Source organism: Desulfobacterales bacterium, from assembly GCA_029211065.1.
Classification (GTDB): Bacteria; Desulfobacterota; Desulfobacteria; order Desulfobacterales; family JARGFK01; genus JARGFK01.
In genome coordinates, this window is sequence record JARGFK010000022.1 from 1 (window position 1) to 24131 (window position 24131).

General features: G+C 49.7%; 19 protein-coding genes. 14 read left to right on the forward strand and 5 right to left on the reverse strand.

Going from position 1 to position 24131, the window contains the following annotated elements; translation table 11 throughout:
- The 6 genes from P1P89_06815 to P1P89_06840 all read left to right on the forward strand — a co-directional run.
- The coding region (locus tag P1P89_06815) for a DUF429 domain-containing protein (protein MDF1591209.1) at nucleotides 1-382 on the forward strand (382 nt) is incomplete at its 5' end.
- 164 nt (nucleotides 383-546) lie between these two features.
- Nucleotides 547-1200 carry a nitroreductase gene (locus P1P89_06820; GenBank protein MDF1591210.1) on the forward strand — a complete coding sequence of 218 codons (654 nt, stop codon included), beginning with the start codon at nucleotides 547-549 and terminating at the stop codon, nucleotides 1198-1200.
- 88 nt (nucleotides 1201-1288) lie between these two features.
- A complete protein-coding gene (locus tag P1P89_06825) occupies nucleotides 1289-2404 on the forward strand; it encodes an NADH:flavin oxidoreductase (protein ID MDF1591211.1) in 1116 nt (371 codons plus the stop codon).
- The gene (gene recB, locus P1P89_06830; protein MDF1591212.1) at nucleotides 2391-5957 is read left to right on the forward strand and encodes an exodeoxyribonuclease V subunit beta; all 3567 of its coding nucleotides are present in this window, start codon (nucleotides 2391-2393) and stop codon (nucleotides 5955-5957) included. The genes P1P89_06825 and recB overlap by 14 nt, the downstream gene beginning before the upstream one ends.
- Nucleotides 5958-5970: 13 nt before the next feature.
- Entirely contained in the window at nucleotides 5971-7833 is a 1863-nt protein-coding gene (gene recD, locus P1P89_06835; GenBank protein ID MDF1591213.1) for an exodeoxyribonuclease V subunit alpha, read from the forward strand.
- A gap of 290 nt (nucleotides 7834-8123) precedes the next feature.
- Nucleotides 8124-9131 (forward strand): ketoacyl-ACP synthase III, encoded by a 1008-nt coding sequence (locus P1P89_06840; GenBank protein ID MDF1591214.1) that lies wholly within the window; start codon nucleotides 8124-8126, stop codon nucleotides 9129-9131.
- A 158-nt stretch (nucleotides 9132-9289) separates the two neighbouring features.
- Here P1P89_06840 and P1P89_06845 read toward each other — a convergent pair whose 3' ends face one another.
- The 5 genes from P1P89_06845 to P1P89_06865 all read right to left on the reverse strand — a co-directional run bounded on the left by P1P89_06845 (nucleotide 9290) and on the right by P1P89_06865 (nucleotide 15862).
- The gene (locus tag P1P89_06845) at nucleotides 9290-9922 is read right to left on the reverse strand and encodes an ABC-type transport auxiliary lipoprotein family protein (protein MDF1591215.1); all 633 of its coding nucleotides are present in this window, start codon (nucleotides 9920-9922) and stop codon (nucleotides 9290-9292) included.
- Nucleotides 9923-9988: 66 nt separating this feature from the next.
- Nucleotides 9989-10999: an MlaD family protein gene (locus P1P89_06850; GenBank protein ID MDF1591216.1), complete on the reverse strand. Its 1011-nt coding sequence runs from the start codon at nucleotides 10997-10999 to the stop codon at nucleotides 9989-9991.
- Nucleotides 10953-11861, reverse strand: coding sequence for an ATP-binding cassette domain-containing protein (locus P1P89_06855; protein MDF1591217.1), 909 nt, complete (start codon nucleotides 11859-11861; stop codon nucleotides 10953-10955). The genes P1P89_06850 and P1P89_06855 overlap by 47 nt, the downstream gene beginning before the upstream one ends.
- Before the next feature lie 111 nt (nucleotides 11862-11972).
- On the reverse strand, nucleotides 11973-13118 hold the full coding sequence (locus P1P89_06860; GenBank protein MDF1591218.1) for an MlaE family lipid ABC transporter permease subunit: 1146 nt from the start codon (nucleotides 13116-13118) through the stop codon (nucleotides 11973-11975).
- A gap of 548 nt (nucleotides 13119-13666) precedes the next feature.
- A complete protein-coding gene (locus P1P89_06865; GenBank protein ID MDF1591219.1) occupies nucleotides 13667-15862 on the reverse strand; it encodes an acetate--CoA ligase family protein in 2196 nt (731 codons plus the stop codon).
- Nucleotides 15863-16197: 335 nt separating this feature from the next.
- Between P1P89_06865 and P1P89_06870 the strand changes: the two genes are divergently transcribed.
- From P1P89_06870 to cysS, 8 genes are all read left to right on the forward strand, one after another.
- Complete coding sequence (locus P1P89_06870) at nucleotides 16198-16557, forward strand: inorganic pyrophosphatase Ppa (protein MDF1591220.1); 360 nt, start codon at nucleotides 16198-16200, stop codon at nucleotides 16555-16557.
- Complete coding sequence (locus P1P89_06875) at nucleotides 16544-17467, forward strand: hypothetical protein (GenBank protein MDF1591221.1); 924 nt, start codon at nucleotides 16544-16546, stop codon at nucleotides 17465-17467. The genes P1P89_06870 and P1P89_06875 overlap by 14 nt, the downstream gene beginning before the upstream one ends.
- The gene (locus P1P89_06880) at nucleotides 17454-19496 is read left to right on the forward strand and encodes a PBP1A family penicillin-binding protein (GenBank protein ID MDF1591222.1); all 2043 of its coding nucleotides are present in this window, start codon (nucleotides 17454-17456) and stop codon (nucleotides 19494-19496) included. Before P1P89_06875 ends, P1P89_06880 begins: the two co-directional genes overlap by 14 nt.
- 136 nt (nucleotides 19497-19632) lie before the next feature.
- On the forward strand, nucleotides 19633-21075 hold the full coding sequence (locus P1P89_06885) for an SPOR domain-containing protein (protein ID MDF1591223.1): 1443 nt from the start codon (nucleotides 19633-19635) through the stop codon (nucleotides 21073-21075).
- Complete coding sequence (locus tag P1P89_06890) at nucleotides 21075-21548, forward strand: MFS transporter (protein MDF1591224.1); 474 nt, start codon at nucleotides 21075-21077, stop codon at nucleotides 21546-21548. The genes P1P89_06885 and P1P89_06890 overlap by 1 nt, the downstream gene beginning before the upstream one ends.
- A 48-nt stretch (nucleotides 21549-21596) precedes the next feature.
- Entirely contained in the window at nucleotides 21597-22010 is a 414-nt protein-coding gene (locus P1P89_06895; protein ID MDF1591225.1) for a hypothetical protein, read from the forward strand.
- A gap of 120 nt (nucleotides 22011-22130) precedes the next feature.
- Nucleotides 22131-22598: a 2-C-methyl-D-erythritol 2,4-cyclodiphosphate synthase gene (gene ispF / locus P1P89_06900; GenBank protein MDF1591226.1), complete on the forward strand. Its 468-nt coding sequence runs from the start codon at nucleotides 22131-22133 to the stop codon at nucleotides 22596-22598.
- A 74-nt stretch (nucleotides 22599-22672) separates the two neighbouring features.
- Nucleotides 22673-24118 (forward strand): cysteine--tRNA ligase, encoded by a 1446-nt coding sequence (cysS, locus tag P1P89_06905; GenBank protein ID MDF1591227.1) that lies wholly within the window; start codon nucleotides 22673-22675, stop codon nucleotides 24116-24118.
- The last annotated feature ends 13 nt before the right edge of the window (nucleotides 24119-24131 follow it).

A 24131-nucleotide genomic window follows, 5' to 3' on the forward strand; every position in this document is an offset into this window, starting at 1 on the left:
GCGGGATAGTTGGGTCACGGGATGGCGGGTTAAACTACTGCGGGATTTGCGGGGTCACTCATTCTGGGACGTAGCAGGTATTGATGTTGGCGGAGAAGTGAAAGGCTTTCACGCCGTGGCGCTGCGGGGTGAAATTTTCATGGATAAAACGACCACTACCAATCCTTCTGGGATTGTCAATTGGTGCCTTGACCACAGTGCCACGGTTGTTTCAGTGGATGCCCCCTGCGGATGGAGTCAAACTGGATCGTCCCGTCAGGCTGAACGCGAGTTGGAGCTGTTAGGGAAAAAGATATATTGCTTCGCGACGCCTACGCGCGAATGCTCAGAAAATTACGACAAGGGATTTTACGATGTCGTACCGGCCTGCCGCGCCGAGTAATTTTTACCAGCGAAAAACTACCTTGATAATCCTCAGCAGTTTCGATTTCTGGTAGCTGATTACTATGATGGGGACACAATTAGGTCGAATATCAATAGATAGATAGAAAATTAAAATTTGATGGGCATATCGAAAGTTCTTTGAGATCGAGAGGAATCTGACAAATGGATATTATTTCTGCAATGAAGGAACGAAGAAGCGTCAGGGCCTTTAGCGACAAACCGGTATCGCGGGAGGACATTGAAACTGTAATTGCCGCAGCCGGTCTGGCGCCTTCCGCCATTAACCTGCAGCCATGGGAGTTTATCGTCACCTACGGTGAAGAAAAAGAGCGCCTCGTTCGCCGCTTGAAGAAAGCCCATGCGGAAAGAAAGGTTTCCTGCGGACCGGGCACCGCCAAACCATTGCCGCAAAAATACACCGAGCGAAGCCGTAAGGCTTTGGCGGTAATGGAACCTAAAATCTCGCAAACCGGAATGCCGTTTAACCGGTTTATCGAGGATGGAAGCTGTTCTTTTTACGGGGCACCCATCGCCATTATCGTTGCGATCGACAGGGTTTTTCCTTCTATCCGCTACCTGGACGTGGGGATGAGCGTGTCCTATCTGTTGCTGGCCGCTCAGGCCAAGGGTCTGTCCACCTGTCCCATCGGTCTGATTGTCGCATATGCCGATGACATTGTCGATGTACTCAATATATCAAGCGAAAAGGAAATTCTCCTGGGGATTTCCATGGGATATGCCGATCAAACCGCCCCGGCAAACGATTTTAAGACCGGACGGGAGGATTTAAGCAAAATACTCAGCTGGTATGAGTGATTGGGAAGCTGCGAGGCTATGAGGCTGGGAGGCGAATGCGCCTATGAGCTGATAAGCTGATGAGCGGTTAACCAGGAGGGAGTTTGAAATGCCGATACTGTTTGAGAAAACGAGGATAAATTCGCTGGCGCTGAAAAACCGTTTTGTGCGCTCCGCCACCTGGGAGGGGATGGCGCATAAGGATGGCGCCTGCAGCCGGCGTCTGATCGATCTGATGGCTGAACTGGCCCGGGGCGGTGTCGGTCTGATCATCAGCAGCCACGCTTTTGTATTACCCCAAGGGCAGGCAAGTCCCTGGCAGGTCGGGGCTTACGGCGATGAACTCCTTCCGGGGTTAACCCGGCTGGCCCAGGCCGTCCATGACAACGGCGGCAAGATCCTATTGCAACTGGCGCATGCCGGCTGCCATGCGGATACAGAATTGACCGGACAGCCGCCCATGGGCCCATCGGCCCTCAATAACGATCCAGGCGAATCCTGCCGGGAAATGAACGTTGCAGAAATCGATCAAACTGTCATTGCATTCGGCCGGGCCGCTGCAAGGGCCAAGCGGGCCGGTTTTGACGGCGTTCAGATTCACGCAGCGCACGGATACCTGCTGAGTCAGTTTTTGTCCCCTTTTTATAACAAACGCACGGATCACTATGGCGGCAGTATCGCCAATCGCTCCCGGATCGTGCTGGATGTTTTGAAATCCATTCGCAACCAAACGGACAACCATTTTCCGGTCATGATCAAGATGAATTCCGAGGATTATCTTGAGACCGGGTTGACGATGTCTGAAATGCTGCAGACGGCAAAGCGGCTGCAGCAGGCGGGGATCGATGCCGTTGAACTGAGCGGCGGCACAAAGTTTTCCGGAAAACTCAATCCGATCCGCAGCGGCAAAATCAATCCGGAAAATGAAGCATTTTATAAAGAAGCGGCAGGGGCTTTCAAGGAATCCATTTCAGTTCCGCTGCTGCTGGTGGGCGGCATTCGTTCCTATGGGGTTGCCCAAGGGTTGGTTGAGGCCGGGCTGGCGGACTATATTTCTCTGTGCCGCCCCCTTATCAGGGAGCCTGGTCTTGTTAAAAGGTGGCAGAGCGGTGATACCGGCAAATCCATGTGCCGGTCGGACAACCTGTGCTTCCGCCCGGCCCGTGAGGGAAAAGGGATCTATTGCGTCAGAAGTGAAAAAGAACAGCAACATGAAATCCTTTGATCCCCTGAATACGCCTCTGACCGGAACCAACCTCATCGAAGCAAGTGCGGGCACCGGTAAAACTCACGCCATCGAAGGCCTGTTTCTGCGGCTCTTAATTGAGCTGCGGCTTTCCGTTGAAGAGATCCTTGTGGTAACCTTTACCAAAGCCGCCACCGAAGAGCTGAAGAATCGGATTCGCACACGCCTGACAGCAGTCCAGGCGGCTTTGGCCCAAGGGTCCAGTGACGACCTCCTGATCAATGCGCTGATACAGAAAAACAGGGGGGAGATCCGGCAACTGCTTCAAAACGCGTTGATGAATTTTGATCAGGCCGCGATCTTTACCATCCACGGCTTTTGTCAGCGGATCCTGCATGAGCATGCCTTTGAAACCGGCAGCCTGTTTGATACCGAACTCATTACCGACCAAAGGGATTTGCTGCGTGGGATTGCAGACGACTTCTGGCGGAATCATTTTTACAGGACGGTCCCGGAGGTCGTCCACTACGCCATAGAAAAACTCAAGGGTCCGGAGTATTTTTTGAAACTGATGGAACGATGGCAGGCAACAGACATAAAGATCGTTCCAAGGGTTGCAAAACCTTTCTGGCAAAGCCTTCCGCCTTATCGCGCCGTCTTTGAAAAACTCCGGAACGCCTGGCCTGAATCCCGTGCGGCCGTTGCTGAAGCGTTCAATAGTCCGTCATTAAAGGACAATATCTACGGCAGCCTTAAGTTAAATAAAACCGGCGCGGAACATTCTGTCCGTGAAATCAAAGTGATGGCCCTGCTTTCGGAAATGGACGGATTCAGCAGCTCTCCCGGATATGTCGCCACGATTTTCAAGGATATTGATAAATTTACAACGACAAAGCTGCTGCGGTCCGTTAAATCCGGCCGGCCGGCGCCCCATTTAACATTTTTTGATCTATGCGACGAATTGGTCCAAAAAAAGGACGCCCTTGCTGCTGAACTTGAAACCTATCTGCTGTATTTAAAAACAGAATTTTTTCAATATGCTGATCGTGAACTGTCTATCCGCAAAAAAGAAAATAATGTTCAGTTTTTTGACGATTTGCTGCTGAAGGTCAAAAACGCCCTGGCGGATACAGCCGGCAATAGCCTTGCAGCGGCGATTCGACGCAAATATAAAGCAGCCCTTGTGGACGAATTTCAGGATACGGACCCGGTCCAGTATGATGTTTTTTCCCGTTTATTTTCATCTGAAGACCATGTGCTTTTCATGATCGGCGATCCGAAGCAGGCCATTTACGGTTTTCGCGGCGCCGATATTTTCACTTACATGCGGGCCTCCCGTACCGCCCCCCGAAAATATACCTTGACGGAAAACTGGCGTTCGGAGCAGGGGATGATCAACGCCGTAAACACAATGTTCCAAAGGGTTAAATCACCCTTTTTGTTCAGAGATATCGGTTTTTCAAAAGGGACATCGGGCAGGCAAAACATTTCCGCTGGTGATACGCCTAAACCGGCCATGACCATCTGGCATCTCAAGGGAGATGCGGGTAAACCCATATCCAAAAAGAATGCCACGGAAATTGTCGCAGCCCAAGTTGCCGCTGAAATCGTCCACCTTCTGAACGCAGAACCGGAACCGATTGCCGCCGGCGATATGGCCGTTCTCGTCCGAACGAATCGTCAGGCCCAATTAATCAAAACGGTTTTGTCCCAGGCTCGCGTGCCGGCTGTCCTCTACAGCACCGGTAATATTTTTAGATCCCATGAGGCCATGGAAATGGAAAGGCTCCTGGCGTCTGTCTCAGAGCCGATGAATGATCGCAGGCTGCGGGCGGCGCTTGTCACGGACATGATGGGGGGCAGCGCCGAAATGATTTGCCGTTTGGAAGAGGGGACAACCGAATGGGAATCCAGACGGTTGCGCATGCGGGAATATTATCATTTATGGGAAAAGCATGGATTCATGCGGATGATGCGTCAAATGCTCATCAATGAAGAAATCAGGACCCGCTTGCTGACCTTCCCTGATGGCGAACGCCGCCTGACCAATGTCCTGCACCTGGCGGAACTTCTCCAGCATGAATCAACAGAGAATAAAAAAGGGTTGACCGCACTCATCAAGTGGCTGGCTGAACAACGCAAAGATTCAACACCCGGAATGGAAACGCATCAGCTTCGCCTTGAGAGTGATGCGGATGCCATAAAAATCGTTACCATTCATAAAAGCAAAGGCCTGGAGTATCCGGTGGTGTTCTGCCCCTTTCTGTGGGATGGGTCATTATCGCAAAAAGAGGAATTATTCTTTCACGATCCGGTTGACGAAGGCATGACCCTCGATCTTTCCGCTGATAAAGATGCAGCGCATCTGTCTATTTCAGCAAGAGAACTGTTGGCGGAAAACATCCGGCTGCTTTACGTTGCAATCACACGCGCCAAAAAACGGTGCTATCTGGCATGGGGTCGTATCAATACCGCCGAAACCGCTCCCCTGGCGTATTTGTTTCATCATGCCCCAGACGGCCCTGACGAGGACATTGTTGCCGCACTGCACAGGGAGATTTCCCAGAAAAGCGATGCGGAGATTAACCGTGATTTACATAAACTTGCCGAAAGTTCCGCGGGGAGTGTTGAAATCGTTGAATTGCCGGAACGGCCTGTCGCCGGCAGCCTGACAGTTTCTCCGAAAGGCTCCGGGAAGCTGCACTGTCGAACTTTCAGCGGGAAAATCGATTGGGGCTGGCGGGTTTTAAGCTATTCTACATTGGTTTCCCAGGCGGTTCCAACAGAGACATTGCCGGATCGGGACGCTACTGTTACAACCCGGCCGGAAACGGGTGCTGAATTGGCGCAGCGAAATATTTTTTCATTTCCCAAAGGGGGACACGCCGGAAATTTTTTTCACGATATTTTTGAGAACTTTGATTTCAACAACACCGATGACGCCTATTGCAGCCGACTGGTGGAGATTAAACTGGCTGAGTATGGGTTCGAACCGGCATGGAAGGAAACCGTCTGCCGCACGATCCAGAATGTTGTCTCCTTGCCCCTGAAGGGTAATGGCAGTGACTTTACCCTGTCCGTAATTCCGAAAAGCGACCGGCTGCATGAACTGGAATTCTATTTTCCGCTGGCATCGTTATCACCGCGAAAGTTAAAAAGGGTATTTAAGGATTGCGGTATTGCCGATGTCCCGGACCAGTTTCCAGAAGGTTTTGAGAATTTGGTTTTTGCGCCGGTCAAGGGTTTTATGAAAGGTTTCATGGACCTGGTTTTTCGCTTTCAGGACCGCTTTTATCTCATTGACTGGAAATCAAATTTTCTGGGACCGACCCTTCAGGATTATCGACGCTCAGCACTTGTCAATGTCATGCGGAACGAATTGTATTTTCTGCAATATCAAATCTATACCCTGGCCGTTCACCAATACCTTCAGCGCCGGATAGCCGGTTATCGATATGAAAAAAATTTTGGCGGCGTTTTCTATATTTTTCTGCGTGGCGTGGCGCCGGTTCAAGGGATGGAATTCGGCATCTTTAGGGACATTCCACCGCCGGATTCGGTTTACGCATTGGCAAAGGCACTCATCCCCTGAAATTATCAAATTTATGAAAAATCTTATAAGCAAATTATATCAATATACAATATTTAACGAAATTGATATTCGGTTTGCCGAATTTATTTGCAAATTGGATGGCAATGAAGATGGGGTTATATTCCTGAGCGCCGCTCTTGTGAGCAGCGTAACCGGCGGCGGGGACATCTGCATGGATTTAGATCGCTACGCCCAAAGGGTAGTGGTCGCATCTACGGACACCTGCGGACCGGTCGCCTGCCCGGAATTATCGGTTTGGCGGGAAAAGCTTACGGCCAGCACTGTTGTCGGCAGGCCGGGCGACCATAGACCCCTCATCCTTGACAGCCAAAACCGCTTGTATTTATATCGATACTGGGAGTATCAGCAAAAACTGGCGGATGGCATCAGGCGAAAAGCGTCAAACAAAATGAGTGGGGTGAACCTGGCTGTTCTGAAGGACGGCTTGAAACGGCTTTTCAAGTCATCAGCACCGCTCATTGACTGGCAGCAAATCGCAGCGATGGCAGCTGTTCTAAACCGTTTCAGCGTCATTTCCGGCGGGCCCGGCACCGGCAAAACTTATCTGGTGGCAAAAATTTTAGCACTCCTTCTAGAACAGGATGGCGGCAGCGGTTTGCGGATCTTTCTGACAGCGCCCACCGGAAAGGCTGCCATGAAATTGTCTGAAACAATAGAAGCCGCCATTCAAGCCATACCCTGTCCGGATGCAATCCGTGACGCAATACCCATTGAGGCCGCTACCGTACACCGGTTGCTGAAGACAATTCCGCATTCTCCCTATTTTCATCATTGCGAAGAAAACCCGCTGCCGGCGGACGTGGTGGTTGTGGACGAGGCATCCATGATCGATCTGGCATTAATGTCAAAGCTGTTTCAAGCGATACCGGCTGATGCCCGGGTGATACTGGTGGGTGACAGGGACCAACTGGCTTCGGTTGAACCGGGTTCGGTCCTGGGTGACATTTGTGTTTCCTATCATAGTCATCATTTTTCAGAAAATTTTTCCGAACACGTCAAACAGTTAACCGGTCTTCCCCTAAACGCGCCGGATATCAGAATCCTTCCGAAGGAGGGGCTCTACGACAGCATTCTGACATTGCACAAGAACTATCGCTTTTCAGAGACGGGCGGCATCGGCGGGTTTAGCTGCGCGGTGAAGTTGGGAAGCGCCGTGGACGCTGCTGCATTGCTGGTCCAGGGGGACGATCTCGGACTCATCTGGAAAGACGCACCCACCGCAGGGGCGCTCCAGGCGGAGCTGGAGCGATCCATCCTAAAGGAATACAGTTCCTTTCTGCAAACAACGGAGCCGGTGGCCGCCTTGGAAAAGTTTAATAATTTTCAGATTTTGTGCGTCCTTAACAAAGGGCCCTTCGGCATACAAGCCGTCAATCATCTGACGGAGCAGGTTTTGCGCCGCCATGGACTTATCAGCGCCGACCATCGGCTGCAGCGTCCCTGGTACCGGGGCCGACCGGTCATCATCACCCGCAACGATTACAGGCTGGGACTGTACAACGGGGATATCGGCATCACCCTGCCGGACTCCGATGATGATGATGACGACGGCACCCTATATGTATTTTTTCAGGGCCTACACGGTGAAACCAAGCGGTTTATTCCCCAACAATTGCCGGAACATGCGACCGTTTATGCCATGACCGTGCATAAAAGCCAGGGATCGGAATTTGCGAAAGTTCTGTTGATTCTGCCCGATAAGGACGTTGCGGTTTTGACGAGGGAACTCATCTATACAGCGGTTACCCGGGCCAGGGAACAAGTCGTCATTTGCGGAAGCAAGCCCATATTGCAAGCCGCCATCTCTCGCAGGATCGACCGGACGTCCGGCCTGAAGGATGCACTCTGGCAATAAGCCCTGCTGTGCGATAACCGGGCATCCGTCATGATGGGAGCAAAACGTCCGAAACAGTATGGAGAAGACGTTTGTATATGGCTGCACCACCGAATTTGCATCTATGTCTTGAAAATGTCTCAAAATGCGTTTATACCGCTTTCTATAGTAATGTTCCGAAACAATGAATTGCGGTATAAACGGTTGTAGAAAAAAACGTTGGGATAACGGAACGTTTTTTTGACAACCGCTATATAAGCTCCGCATTGTATAAAAGATTTCGAAACGCTAAACAACAATAAGGGGATTGGATGAAACGATCAGTGATTACCGGCACCGGGCGCTATGTCCCTCCGCGGGTGGTAACAAACAACGATCTGGCCCAGTGGATGGACACGTCCGATGAGTGGATCCAGCAGCGAAGCGGTATTATCAAGCGACATTGGGTGCCGGAGGAGGGCGGCGTTGGATCATCTGATTTGGGGCTTGAAGCTGCCAAAATAGCCCTTAAGCGGGCAAACTGGCAGCCCCAAGACATCGATATGATCATTTTTGCGACACTGAGTCCGGATATTTATTTTCCGGGGTCCGGCTGTCTGCTGCAACACAAGCTGGGGCTTGAGACAACGCCCGCGCTTGACATTCGTCAGCAATGCTCCGGGTTTTTATATGGAATGACAACCGCCGATGCATATATTCGCAGCGGTCTGGCCAATCGCATCCTGTTTGTGGGGGCAGAGGTTCACAGTACCGGTCTGAACATCTCAACAGCGGGCCGGGATGTCACCGTTCTATTCGGTGACGGCGCCGGAGCTGTATGCCTGGAAGGGGTAGAAAGCGACGTTGAAGTCGGCATCCTGGGTTCGGCCCTGCATGCCCAAGATGAATTTGCCACGAGCCTGATGATTGAAGCACCCTCCCATCGGCTGAAGAAAAGCATCACCGCAGACATGCTCAAGGAGGGGCGGCAGTATCCGGTGATGGATGGCCGGGCTGTTTTTAAAAATGCCGTCCGGCGGCTTCCGCTGGTTGCACAGGAAGTTCTCCAAAAAACCGGCCTTTCAAAGGAAGATATTGATCTGTTTATACCGCACCAGGCCAATTTGCGCATCAATCAGGCGTTTCAGGAGGCGATGAAGCTGCCGGAAGAAAAAGTCTACCACAACATCCAGCAATACGGCAACACCACCGCTGCCAGCATTCCCATTGCATTTGATGAGGCCCTTGAAAAAAAGATCATTCAATCCGGCAGCACCGTCCTTTTTCTGGGGCTCGGGTCGGGACTGACCTGGGGGGCTGTGATATACCGGCTGCCTTAAGGGTAAATCCAAATCCCGAAGACAACCGCATCCGTAAATGATTTAGGACCAGACCCGGCTATCCGCCCGGAGGGAATCAGTTTGGAAAATATTTCCATTTCTTTTCGAATCCCGGGGATGTCCGGCGGCTGAATCGGAATGTAATTATGACAACGGCTTTATCTAACCGTCTTTAAAGCTTGGAAGGTGTCGCGGATTACCTCTTCAGACACTTGCGCCATTGCAAGACTCATCGCTTCTGATAATGATTTTGGATTTTTTTGCAAAGTCGGTTTCCGGGTCCGGTAGGTTTTCTGAAAAATGATGCGCTTGCCGACGTCCGGTTCGTTTTCTTTAATCAAAGCGATGGTGATGGACAGTACAGCTTCCCATGAATCCGGATTGTCCTGTTCAAAGAATTCATCAACAGCACCCGCCAGCAGATAATCGCAGCTAAATCCGTCTTCGTGACTGAACACTGCTTTAAAGAGCACTGAATGCTGCAAATCCCGCTTGAGAAGGTAAGTGATCGTGTCTCCCGGGTTGGCGCGCCATTTTCGGTAATAATATTCATTACGGGCAAACGCTTTGTCCCGATAAATGATTTTATTGGAATTGTATAAAGGGGAAACCTGGAACCGGCTGATTTTAATGGTAAACGGGATTTTTTCGGATTCATTTGACACTTGGGGCGGGTCGTATTCAAGGGTATAAAAATCTATTTTTTTGCTGGGCTGCCCGACGCTTGCGCAAGCGCTTAAGAGCAGGGCGGCGATCATGACAAATAGAGACGATTTTAAAGCAGCATTCATGATTCAGATCTCCGTAGGATTTTAGTACCGATGGCCACTATATGGGTTGAACCTTCCTGACAGCGGCTACCGTTTTTGAAAGGCATCCGGTTCGGTCTGCCTGGGGGCCGGCGGTTCACCGAACAGCAGCTGCGATGGTTGCTCGGCAATACTTTCTGAGAAAATTTTTAAATTATCAACTGTTATTTCAAGTTGCTGCATGATAACGAGCAGCCGCGGCTGCAGCTCTGAAAAGGTGCTGCCGCCTTTTTTTATCAGCCGGTTTCCTGCTGTTAACAGGTCTTCAAGATTTTTAACGCTCCGGTTGAAGCCGGAAATCGCTTCCGTTAACGCCGCTTTGTTTCCGCTGACGATCTGGCTTAACTGCTTCACCGCGGTATCTGCATTCTGTATAAAACGATTGGCTTCATTCACGGCCGAGCCTATTCCTTTTTCATTTGCAGCCAGCATGTTATCAAAGCGCTTAAGGGTATCATGGGCTGTGCCCATGACTGATTCTGCCGATCGCGCCGCGTTGTCCATGCGGCTCTGGGTATCATTTAAAATGCTGTTGATGTTGTTCAGTGTGTTGCGAATATCGGCTGAAATTTCCTTGATCTGGATGTCGTCTACGCTGCGGTCGATTTTTCCAAGAGTTGCCTTGGCGCTGTCCGTCAGTCCCTTGCCGTCAATGGATTTAAACTGTTTCAATACTTCATCGACACCTTCAAGCAACAATTTGATTTCCGACGGCTTGGTGGCGATCACAGGATAATCGGGCTCAAAGGTGAGCTTCGGGACTATTTCCGGATCACTCTTATTTTTACGATCGAGTTCCAGGAACATGATTCCGGTGATGCCGATGGATTTAAGTTGAGCGACGATATCTTCCATGGCTTCTTTTTCTGTTTCAGGTTCCAATTTTGATTCTATTTTCATAATGACCTGAACCAGGGTGCCGTCCGGGGCCACGCTCACACTTTTAACCCTGCCGACCGGGACGCCCCGGTATTTGACAGGAGAATCTCTGTCCAGCCCTTGAATGGATTCATCAAAATAGGCCACGTAATGCTGGCCTTTTTCCAGGTACTTGGACATTCCCAGCCATATGATCGCTATGATCGTAATGGCCAGTCCAATGGCGATGAACAGTCCGACTGTAAATTTGGTTTTGATCGATGCCATTTCTAATTACCGGTTTGGGTTGCAGATCGGCGTACCGATTAAGGAATTTTCGGACATATGGATTGTCGCTGTGCGCTTTTAGAAATCTTGGATTCCCTTCGGCGATGATCCCTTTGGTGTTTTTGTCGAGCATGATGACGCGTTCGGCAATACCGAGAATACTGTAAAGCTCGTGAGTTACAACTATCATAGTGGTGCCGCTGTTCTTGTTGATGTTCAGGATAAGCGCGTCCATTTCTGATGCAATCACCGGGTCGAGCCCGGCGGTGGGTTCATCCAGAAATAATATTTTCGGATTCAACGCCAGTGCTCTGGCCAACCCGGCTCTTTTTTTCATGCCGCCGCTGAGTTCATGGGGCAGGTAATTTTCAAAACCGGCCAGATCAACCCGGCAGAGTTTCATTCGCGCCAGATCATGGACGGCCTCGGCGGAAAGACCGGAAAACGCTTTAATCGGGAGGGAGATATTTTCCGCCAGCGTCATGGATCCGAACAGGGCGCTGCCCTGGAACAACATGCCGATCTTTCTTAGGGTTTTCATGAAGTCGGCATCTCCGCAGGATGTCAGATCGATTCCGTCGATGACAATTTTGCCGGAAAACGGCCGGTCCAGCCCCATCAGGTGCCGGATCAGGGTTGTCTTGCCGCAACCGCTGCCGCCCAGGATAAAAAGAATTTCTCCTTTAAAAACATCGAAGCTAATATTGTCCAGAATAAGATTGTCGCCGTATTTAACGACAAGGTCTCTTACCTTGATGAGAACTTTGTCTTCCATCGATAAATATTTACCCTATCGCTGCATAAATCACAAAGTAAAATGGCCTGTGCGCCTGAGTTGTCAATGTATAATGTTTGAGATGGTTGAGCCCTTCTGAAAGAACAAGGTTTATCCCCAGTAACCGCGAATAATCGCAATAATGGAATCAAACAGGATAATTAAAAAAAGACTGCTCACGACCGCGGAAGTGGCGGCATTTCCCACGGCAGCAGCCCCGCCTTTGGTCTGAAACCCTCTCAGACAGGCAATCCACGAAACCAGTATGGCAAAAATAATACTTTTCGCAAAACCCCAGGTCATCTCAACCAGTGAAAGGGTGTCGATCGTCTGGGTGATATACGCGCTGGGAGAAAGTTTCAGTATCAATACACCCACAACAAGCCCTCCGAAAATTGCGAAAATGTCAAAAAACAAAGTCAATATCGGCACGACAACGATGGATGCGATCATCCTGGGAATCACTAAAAACAGCGTCGGGTCAAAGCCCATGCTGAAAAGTGCGTCGACCTCTTCGGAAATTTTCATTGTTCCGATTTCAGCGGCAAAGGCGGAACCGGTTCTTCCCGCCACGATAATCGCCGTCATGATCGGTCCCAGTTCCGACACCATCGCCAGGGCAACCAAAGAGGCGACATAAATGTTGGCCCCAAACTGTTGCATCTGCAAAGAAGACATGAACGCAATAATCAGTCCGAGCAAAAAACTGATAAGGGCAACAATCGGGATTGCATGGACGCCGGTGTTTTCGATGTGGGTAATGGTGTCATCGACGCGCAGGAGTAACGGCTTAAATAAGACGCGCACAAAAGCGAGAAACACGGAACCGATGAAAGCGGCCATTAATCGGATGTTATAGGTATGCGTAATGGTCGACTCCCCCAATCGGACCAGAATGTTTACCGACCTTTTGGGTTTCGGGGGCAATGCACATTTATCATGCGTATCGAAGCTGACCTGGGAAAGGATTTCCTGGGGCTGATTGCTGATACGGACCATTTTAAAGGCGCCCTTGTGAGCTGACATGAGGTGTTTTAGTTCAAACAGCACCAAAGCGCCAAAATCATCGAAGTGTGTGACGTCTTCAAGGTCCACCGTCAGGGCTTTGGGAGATTTTTCTTTTATCAAGGTGGTCAGATTATCAAGGATTTCAGCGGCGGTTTCAACATCCATTCGGCCGTGAAGACGAATGACAGTTTCACCGGTTTCCGTTTCAGACAGATGATAGTGGGGGGATGAGGGCATGCTGCTGTTCATGTTTACCTGAATGAATACGTCGGCATCGGCCGCATTTCGGGCTGCGAATCAATCCACGATTCAGTGAGCGTGACGCCGAACAATCATGATTAATGCTCGCCCAGTCGGCACTGAAGCACTTGAAATCCGGGGAATCGGTCTTACTTAAAAGCGTCTGGTGCAGGAAATGCCTTCGGCTAAAAGCGTCTGTATCTTTTCCAGAACGACGCAATCATCCGCACAACCAGGCAGGCGGTTGTCGTTTTGGCACTCCCTGCAAGGGCTTTTAATGAGGTAACCGACTTCAAAATCAAATCGGTATTTTAAAACCCTTTTTGAAGCTATATTATATAAATTCATACTGTTATTACTTATAATGCTCAATCCTGAGGGATTGTTTTTAATGTCTGCAACGTGATCCATATCGATATTTGTGAATTCTTTCATTAGTTTTTATTAATGTTAAATAGCATAACAGCCGGTCCATAACAAGCCAAACCATCCCTTTTAATTCTCGAGCGGATCGTTGAATATGGTTTGCTTTTTGAAATGATATCGGCTGATCCCATTTATGTTTTGCTGCGGGAACGTTTTAGAAACTGTTCATATTCAACCATTTTCGCAAATGCCTTGACCGCGCGTTCGGGTGTTGCAAAGAAGACGCCTTTGAGCGCGCTGCCCTTGACCCGGTATACGGTCTGCTCTTTTTTTCCCGTCAGCATACTGACACCAAATACGGGTTTGTCGTATTTCTCCATCAAGCGGACGATATGTTCAATGTATTGATTTTCAAAATCATAAAAGGCCTGATTGGCCTTTTTTAAAAACTCAGGGGAATAGGTGGGATCTGCCGTTAAAACCGAATCAATCAGGCGTTCCAGCAGGATCTTGCGCCCCAGAATACCCAGGTTGATAACGGCGTCACAGCCGTCCCATCTTAAAAACGCCTCAATAACCGTCATGGGAATGGAGTTGTCTTTTTCGCCGACAATGTCGACCGGGTTTGCCCGGCTCCAATAGGACGGCAGGATTTTATCAAACCGATTTATCATTTCCGGCGGCAGTTCCGGGATCTCCAGGTTGTAGTCTTCGCATAAATCCGCCGTGACAACACCCCAACCGCCGCCTAAAGTCATAATGGCGACCCGGTTGCCTTTGGGAAGGGGCAGGGATGAAAACGCAGCCGCCAGATCGAGCAGATCCATGGGACGTTCGACTTTAACAATGCCGGCCTGCCGGCACATGGCGTCGAAAACCTTGATGTCGCTGGTGAGAGCACCGGTATGGCTGGCCGCCGCCCGATTACCGGCCTTGCTGCGACCGCCTTTTAACAGAACGATGGGTTTTTTTTGTCCGACCCGGCAAGCGCTCTCAAAAAAACGACGGCCGTTTTTAACACTTTCAACATACAACATGACGGTTCGGGTCAGTTCGTCCTTTTCAAAGGCATCCAGATAATCTTCGATGGTGATCATGGCTTCATTGCCTGAGCCGCAAAAGGCACGGATTCCGATGGCCTGCTGTTCGGCAAAAGCCAACAACTGGGTCCCCATATTGCCGGATTGGGCCACTATGGCGGTCGAACCGGGCAGGGGACGGACATGACTGCCGGTGCAGTATAGATGGATATGGGGATTGCAAATACCCATGGTATTGGGTCCCACCATCAGTATTCCCGCTGCAGCCGCCTTTTGTAGCAGCATTTCCTCCATTTTTTTGCCTTCCGCACCTGTCTCGGCAAATCCGGAGGTGATGAGCAACATGTTCCGGATTCCCTTCTGTTTAAATTCGGGAATCAGGTCTGCGACCTTTGCGGCCGGGATCGTGACGACTGCCAGATCAACATCACCGGGGATTTCCACAACGGACTTAAAAACCGTCCTTTCAGCAATGCGTTCTCCTTTGGGATTCACCAGATAAATATCACCGGTGAAACCACCGCTGGCGGTGATGGTAAACAGCATATGCCCCCACTTGCCGATTTGAGAAGAAGCCCCGACAAATGCAATGGAGCGGGGGTAAAAGAAACGCCCGAGGGACTCAGGGCTGACGGGGGGCAAATATTTCTGCTCGACCGGCCGATTAATATACTTAACGATCAGGGCATCGACCGCGCAGGTCTGACCGTCCGGCATAACCATCAGGGGGTTGATATCTATTTCCGCTATCTCAGGCATTTCCGCCGCCGATTGAGAAAGCCCCACAAGGGTTGCGATGACCTGTTCTTTCCGGACGGGAGGCTCCCCCCTGAAGCTGCCTAACAGTGCACGGGCCTTTATTGCCTGCATCATCTCAGCGGCGTCCGCTTCACGAATCGGAGCCAGTCTGAAAGTGACGTCTGCCAAGGCTTCTGCGAAGATTCCACCGGCGCCGAACACGATAACCGGACCAAATTGAACATCACGAAAAAGTCCGGCTATAAATTCTCTTTTGCCTGCCAGATAGGGTTGAATCAGAATCCCTTCCAGATCATCTGCGGCATTGTGAGCAATAGACCGGACCGCATGCCGGACCGCTTCTGCACCGGCAAGATTCAATTGGAGCAGTTTCCGGTCGGTTTTATGTAGAATGTTGGATCCCACTGCTTTAACGACAACCGGAAAACCTATTGTTTCAGCAATTGCAACGGCTTCATCTTCATCTTCGGCAACGGATTCGGACACAACCGGGACGCCGTATTTTTTTAACAGTTTTTTGGAATCGTACTCGGATAGAGCGATTCTTTCAGGGATATTATTTAAAACTGTGCCGTTATTTTGTTTCAATTCAGGCTCCTTATTCCCTGGGGCTTTAGGGTGTTTTGTAACAGTTTGGATCGCTGTACCACATATTTAAAGGGTATTTCTATTCATACAAATTGGTTCCGGTCAAGTAATTAAAAAAATATGAAACGGTCAATATAATGGAAATTGCCCTGTTTTTATTGACATCAAGATAGGAATTTTATAATTTTAGAAAAAATGATTCATGAGATCAGAATTTTTGATAGAAAGGTTCAATGTTAATACCCGCCACATGAACTTCATCTTACGGGACCCATAAAAAATATCAATCCTTACAAAATTGAAATTATTTTAGATTCAGCGGGGAAAAATCATTCATGTCGACTACAGATAAATTAAACACGGCCCAGGGATTTGAAATTGAAGCATATAAAAGACCCAAGCATTTTAATGATCTGATCAAAACCCATGTGCCGTTTACCGGCTCTCCCAAACGGCACCCATTCGACTCGGGAAAAGTTGTTTTATTTACCGATCCCTATAGCACCCACACCGCCTACTATGAGTTTAACGCCTCGGATATATCGTATCTGGAAGAACTTCCCAGCCTTGTCCATTTAGACGGAAAGGCGATCCTCATGGTCCGCATCTGGGTAAAAAAATTAAGCCTCGGCCTGAGGTGCACCCCATTTATGGTTGCGGATACCCGCACAGGATCAAATTATGGATTGGGCTGAACCGAAAAATATCAGGGAGTGGATCTCCAGATCATTGTCACTGAGACCGATCCTGTCGATGCTGCTTATATTCGGCATACTCATTTCCGAACTGCGGTTTGACTGGATGGAGCAGATGATGGGCGCTTTTCTGGTAAAAACAAATGCCGGGCGTCCGGAATCCGGTGCAATTTGGGAGATTAATCGACAAACCGAAACCGCAAAGCGAACGCTTGAACAAATTGTGACCGACCGGCAGGCCTCCCAGCGTGAAGCCAGAAACGCCGGATCATTTATTGAAATTTCCGCCAAACTTGCGCCGGATCAGGGCGTTATGCTGTCGCCGGATGATTTCCGCAGGCTCTATCTGGGGCTTCCGGCATCAATTTCCCAGGAAATCATCTCCCCCATTGATATATTAAAAATATTCAGCGAAGACCGATTCACGCGAACTTATTTTGAAAAACAAGGAAATGGGCTGCAGGTATATTTTTTGGATGCTGAAAATCGGGTCTTGCGGCGGCTACAGATAGGTGCAAACCTCCTTGAACTCATTTCCCAGAACGAACGGGCCGTTGATGGAATATTGGAAAACTTTCCCAAATTCAAAAACAGGGTATACCCGGCCGATCAATTCTTAAGCGCACTGGAATCTTTGCCGGACGATTCACGCCGAAATGTGCTTCCCCAGCCTGAACGGTTATTGATGGTTGCCGGGCGTATTGTGAGGGTCGGTATTTCCGATGAAACCATTTCCGGAAATATCGAGCTCGGTTTTGAGATAAAAGACGGCGCCCAGACAAGGGTGGTATTCATGCTGGGTCGCGAATGGGCTGTCTGGCAGATACGTTCGAAGCTTGAGGGGAAAAAAGCCGATGCCGCCCCCATTATTGGCAGTTACCATAGGGATGCCGGTTATGCGTCTTTTTGAAAAAATACACCGTTTATTCAGACTTGTTTTCTTTTCAATCCTCTTCTTGTCCGGATTGGCCGCGATCTTGCTGGTGGGCATTTTTTTTCTGGCCCTAAAAGACCTGCCCCGCGTTCCGGAACCGTTAAGCCGGATCATCGAAACACCTCCCACGGAAATCATCGCAGCCACCGGTGAAAGGATCCTGATTATCGGCGGCCGCGATACCGTTCCCTTAAACCGGGTTTCGCCCGGTTTTCTACAGGCTGTTATAGCCACCGAAGATCACAGATTCTGGGAACATCATGGCATCAACAAGATCCGCATATTGAAAGCGATCTGGGTTACTCTGTTTGAACCTGGAAAAATTCAAGGGGCGTCAACGATTACCCAGCAACTATCCAAGAACCTTTTTTTCAGTTTTAAACGCTCTTACGTCCGTAAATTTCAAGAACTGTTTGTCGCCCTGCAAATTGAATCGCAATACTCGAAACGTGAAATACTGGAAGCGTATGTCAATCAAATCCCTTTTGGCGTGGGCGCCCTCGGGGTTGAGCAGGCGTCCCGAACTTTTTTGGATAAATCGGCCATTGACCTGAATCTGGCGGAAGCCGCCCTGCTGGCCGGGTTGCCCAAATCACCCACCCGATATAATCCATACTTTTACTATGATCGCGCCAAAAAACGTCAACGGACTGTTCTGCAACGTATGGTTGCAGCCGGATATATCACCCAGGAGCAGGCCGATGAAGGGTTTGCTTATGAATTCAAATTCAGACAAAAACCCGCAGGAGCGCGCACCGGCAGCTATTACATAGATATGGTCATCAAATACCTGGAAGAACGCTATGGGCCTGAAATCGTTTATCACGGCGGCCTTAAAATAACCACAACCCTCGATCCCCAGTTGCAATCCCTGGCAGTAACGGCGCTCCAGAAAGGTCTCAAAGACATCGAAAGGAATTTGGGTTCATCTGCGGTGGGTAAAGCGGCCAATGATGCTGAATCGTTTCGGCCCCAAGGGGCCCTGGTTGTCGTAGATACAACCACCGGCGCCGTCAAGGCGCTGGTGGGCGGGCGCGATTATTTCGAATCCGAATACAATCGGGCGATTCAAAACCACCGGTTGCCGGGTTCCGGGTTTAAACCTTTTTTATACTACACCGCTTTTGAAAAATTAAACCTAAATCCGGCCACTGTTTTAGTGGATAAACCGGTTGTTGTCCCGGTGGCGGGTGCAAAAGACTGGGCGCCTGAAAATTTCGAAAAGCTATTTGAGGGCCCCATCGTCTTAAAAAAGGCTTTCACCAGTTCCATCAACACCATTGCCGCCCAATTGGTGGAGCTTGCCGGACCGCAGGATGTGATTAAAACAGCCCAGCGCTGCGGCATACAGAGCCGTTTAACGCCGGTCTATTCGATTGCCCTGGGAACCTCCGGCGTCAGTCCGCTGGAAATGGCGTCATCTTTTGCCGTTTTTGCCAGCGGCGGCATCCATTTTGAACCTTTCTGGGTATCCCGGGTGGAGGATGCTTACGGCAGGGTCATCGACGAACATATTGTCAGCGGAAAAAAAGTGCTGGATAAAAATATCGTTTACCAGGTTGTCGACATGATGCGCGGCGTGATCGATGAAGGTACCGGCAGCGTTATCCGTCGCATGGGCTTTGAACTTCCGGCAGCCGGCAAGACCGGAACCACCGACGGCTATAAAGACGCCTGGTTTACGGGTTTTACACCGACCCTAAGCACATCTGTATGGGTGGGCTACGATAGAGATGTCAGTCTCCGGACTTCGCATGGCGGAGGTTTTACCGGCAGCCGGGCTGCGGCACCCATATGGGCTGAATTCATGACGAAAGCAACGGAAGGGGAACCCCATCGTGAGTTTCCGATACCGGATGATATCCAGTTCGAGCAGGTCGATCCTGTCAGCGGTTGCCGTGCAGGCGCTCTTACCCAGGGAAGTGTTCGTGTCGCCCTACGCAAAGGCCAGCGTGTCTGCGAGGCGGACACAACCGAAAAATTACAGAAAAATGGGATCCCATGATTGAAGGTGATAACGAAAAACAACGGATCGATAGCCTAAAATCAGGTTCTCCATGGGGCTTCTTTTTCAGGAAGCAGGCGAGTCTTTTGTATCTTGGTCCCATAATCATATTAACAGCAGCAACAGGTATTCGACGGTGATTCAGGTCGTTAAACATTTTGCCTTTCGTGTCTGGGCAACGCTTCTCCTGGGGGGCCTCCTCAGCCTTACGCTCCTATCGGTCTGGCAGTCTGTCATGGGACTTGAGTGGCTGATCGTTCCGGTTGCGGCTGTGTTTGGCTTGATGTTTTTTTTGATCGGCTGGTTATCCAGCCGGGTGGGAATTTCCCAGATAGAACACCTGCGGGATGAAGCTGCCGTGTGGGAAAGAGCCGGGCTGCCGGATGAGGCCCAAGCCGTGTATCAAAAAGCTTTGGCAGTATACGACAGCTTTCTATTATCTCCCCGCTCGAAAAAGAAAAGCGCGATCGCGCTGATCGCCCAGATGGCCCGCTTTTACCTGGCTCGCGCGATTAAAAATGACGACACTGAAGCGTTTATCCTGACCTATTTGGAAGCACACCCCGAGGACAGCGAATTTGCCGAGAACTGGCTGCAACAAATTGACAGCCGGCACCTGGTCGACAAGAAATATCAAGATGTCGCCGATGGGATCGGCAGCGCCCTGCCGGATAATATTCAGGTTCAGCAATTGCTGGCGAAACTCTACCTGTCAGCTCGTCGGACGGATTTTCCGGCCCAACAGGTATATCGACGGGCGCTTTCCGGCGAGGGAGCGGCAGCAGATAGTATCATGGAGTTGGCCGCAATTTTCATGGATGAAGGCCGCGCAGACGAAAGGGCCCTTGATATCTATCTGAAAGCATTTCAGATAGACAGCCATAACGAACAGATTATCAAGTCCATCGCCGCCTGTGTTCGCTGGGTTCCGCAAACCGAAAAGACAGCTGACTTGTTGCAAAAGGCCCGTCAACTCCTGGACGGCATCAGTGAAATTAAATTGCCAAAGATGCCTGCCGGTTTTGTGCCTTCACCGCGACCGGCGCCTCCCCGAAAAGAAAGAATGGCGCTCAACCCCCTTAAAGCCGCCGGGTCATTGCTGTACCGTTTTATCAATACCCTGTTGGTTGCGGTAAGATTCCTTGGAAGGGGCGGTATCAAGACCGTTTTTTGGCTGATCGATATCGTCCAGACTTCCCGGAAGACCCGAATCTTGCTGAAATGGTCGGTTGTCGGCGTTTTTGCTGTCGCTATCATTGTCCTGATGGTTAACACCATCGGTCATTTTATCAAAACCGCCATGGGCGACAGACAGCAAAAACGGGCGGCTGTGTCGGCTGTGACAGACCCTTATACCTTACAGGTTGCAGCCTACTTGAAACCTGAACATGCCAAAGCCTATGTTGCGACGCTTAAAAAAATGAATATCGATGCCTATTGGACGGAAGCGGTTGGAAACAACAAAAATTGGTTCCAGGTAAGGGTGTCGCATTTTCCCGATAAAAAGTCCGCCGTCGCTTATGGAGAAACATTGAAGTCCAAGGGTATCATCAATGATTTTTTTGTCGCCAATTACTGATGGAAACCGATTTACTGCAACCGACATTCCAAATAAGAAACATCCGCCTATTTATTGCCTTTCGCGTTTTTTTTAATGCGCGCTTCTATTATCCAATTTTTACCGTATTGTTTCTGGATTTCGGACTTACCCTCGAGCAATTTGCAATTCTCAATGCCGTGTGGGCGGCAACCATTGTCATTGTGGAGGTGCCCTCGGGCGCTCTGGCCGATTTGTATGGCCGGCGCAATCTGCTGATTGCCGCCGGGATCATCATGGTGGCGGAGATTTCGCTGCTTTGTTTTGTTCCGACAGGAAATTCGCGCCTCCTGTTTGCGGCATTTTTTATTAATCGTGTGTTGAGCGGTTTCGCCGAAGCCGCTGCCAGCGGTGCAGATGAAGCCCTGGCGTATGATGCCCTCAAAAGCAAAGGGGATGTCAATCCATCCTTCAGACATTTAAACTCACTTTTCAAACGGGTCTCTGGATTCTGAAAACACCCTTTGCCCTTGTGGTCATAGCGGCGGACCTGTTGTTTGACCATGTCATCCGCTCTGCTGGGAATGACATTTTTCATCCCCTACGCCGGACTCATCCCCCTGATCCTGCTGGCAGTCGTGATGTACCTGATGGGTTTTTTTATCAGCTACTACCTGAATCAGGTCACGGAATCGCGCCAGAGAGCCACTGTTTTGAGCTTTAAAGGATTGTCCCTTAATCTGGCCTATGGCATCATCGGCATTCTGTATTCCCTCCTTCTGGTGATGCTGAGAGATCAGGCCGCTCCGGCTTCAGCACACCAGAAGGGCTCGGTTGTTGAAAACCTGATTTTTACCAAATCCCTTGCCTGGTTCCCCTGGTATTTTGCGATAATAACCGTAATTATGTTCCTTTTCGCCTGTTGGCGCTTAAGAGATGTGTACGATCAGATTCCATCCGCAAAAACCCGCAAATAAAAGCGCCCGTCAATTGAACCCGGCAAGGTTTTTGATTCCTCTTTTTTTATTGCCGTTACTTTACCGCTGTATTCATTTATGCTATAAAAACAAACTTAAAATTAAAGGGGATGGGCTTTTATGCGTATCGGCATGGGGTATGATGTTCATCGGTTGGTTTCAGGACGCAAACTTGTACTGGGCGGCGTAACGATCCCCTTTGAAAAAGGGCTCTTGGGCCATTCCGATGCGGACGTTCTGGTCCATGCAATCTGTGATGCCCTGCTGGGAGCAGCCGGTTTGGGTGATATCGGTCTGCATTTTCCGGATACCGATCCAAAATATAAAGATATCAGTAGTTTAAAATTGCTGTTCGAAACAGCTGGTCTTGTCCTCGCCAATGGATATCAACTTCAGAATATTGATACGACCATTTTCGCGGAAAGCCCCAGGCTGGCGCCTTACCGAACGGCCATGCAGCTTAACATAGCCCAAACCCTTAAAGTGGATGCTTGTCTGGTCAACATTAAGGCAACCACCGTCGAAGGCCTGGGTATCATTGGAAGCGGGGAAGGCATCGCTGCAATGAGCGTCGTTCTTTTAGACTGATGTTTACTGCGACAACAGGGTGAATCCGGATTTGATTGAATAATATTATAACAATATAAGTTTATGGAAAGAAAATGAACTTTCGCATATATAACACGCTGAGCGGCAACAAAGAAGTTTTTAAGCCGATTCGACCCGGAAAGGTAAAAATGTACGTTTGCGGGCCCACCGCCTACGATTCATGTCATATCGGGCATGCGCGCTCGGCCGTGGTGTTTGATGTAATGGTACGGTATCTCCGCCATAAAGAGCTCGAAGTGCTTTATGTCCGCAACTTTACCGATGTGGACGATAAAATCATCAACCGTGCCAACGAACTGGGCATGGAACCTTCCCGGCTCGCTGAAAAATATATTTCGGAATTTTATCATGATATGGACGCCCTCAAGGTTTTACGGGCGGACCATGAACCCCGTGCGACCGAACACATTCAACAGATGATAACGGTCATTGAAACGTTGATACAAAAAGAAATGGCTTACCAGATCAATGGGGATGTTTTTTTTTCAGTAGAATCGTTTAAGGGATACGGAAAGCTTTCCGGAAGAAAACTGGAGGATATGGAGGCCGGCGCCCGGGTCGATGTCGATGAAAAAAAACGGAACCCCTTTGATTTCGCCTTGTGGAAATCCTCAAAACCCGGGGAACCGTCCTGGGACAGTCCCTGGGGAAAAGGACGGCCGGGATGGCACATCGAATGCTCCGCCATGAGCACCGAATATCTGGGAAAAACCTTTGATATCCACGGCGGCGGCAAAGACCTCATCTTCCCCCATCATGAAAACGAAATCGCCCAGTCCGAAGCCGCATTCGGCAAACCCTTTGCCACCTATTGGGTTCACAATGGCTTCGTCAATATCGCCCATGAAAAAATGTCGAAATCCCTGGGAAACTTTCTGCTGATTAAAGATGTGCTCACATCCCATCACCCCGAAGTGGTTCGTCTTTTTTTGCTGTCCAACCATTACCGCAGTCCCATCGATTATTCGCAAAACGCAATGGATGAATCCGTTATTGCCCTTGACAAAGTCTATGCCCTGCTGGATCGGGTTGACGATCTGAACGGCGCTATGGATGCTTCTGAAGAGACCCCCGGATCCGGTGAATACTGGGAACGTTTTTGCGAATCCATGGACGATGATTTTAACACGGCCCGCGGCATCGGCGTGCTCTTTGAGGCTGTCCGCAGCATCAACAGAACTTTGGACGAAAACCAGTCGGCATTGTCATTATCCTTGAAAAATAAAATAATAGCCGACCGCAACGATATCCTTCAGATCGGCCGTATCCTCGGAATACTTTCGGAACCCCCCAAATCGTATTTTAGCGCAAAGAAACATCAGGCGCTGGAGAAAAAAGCGATTGATCCGGCGGTGATTGAAAAAATGATCCAGGATCGGATAGCGGCTCGAAAAGCCAAAGACTGGGCAAAGGCCGATCAAATCAGAAAACATCTATCCGGGATGAATGTCCATCTAGAGGATCGACCGGATGGGACAGTCTGGAAGATCGGGGATTAGCGTGCAACGTATG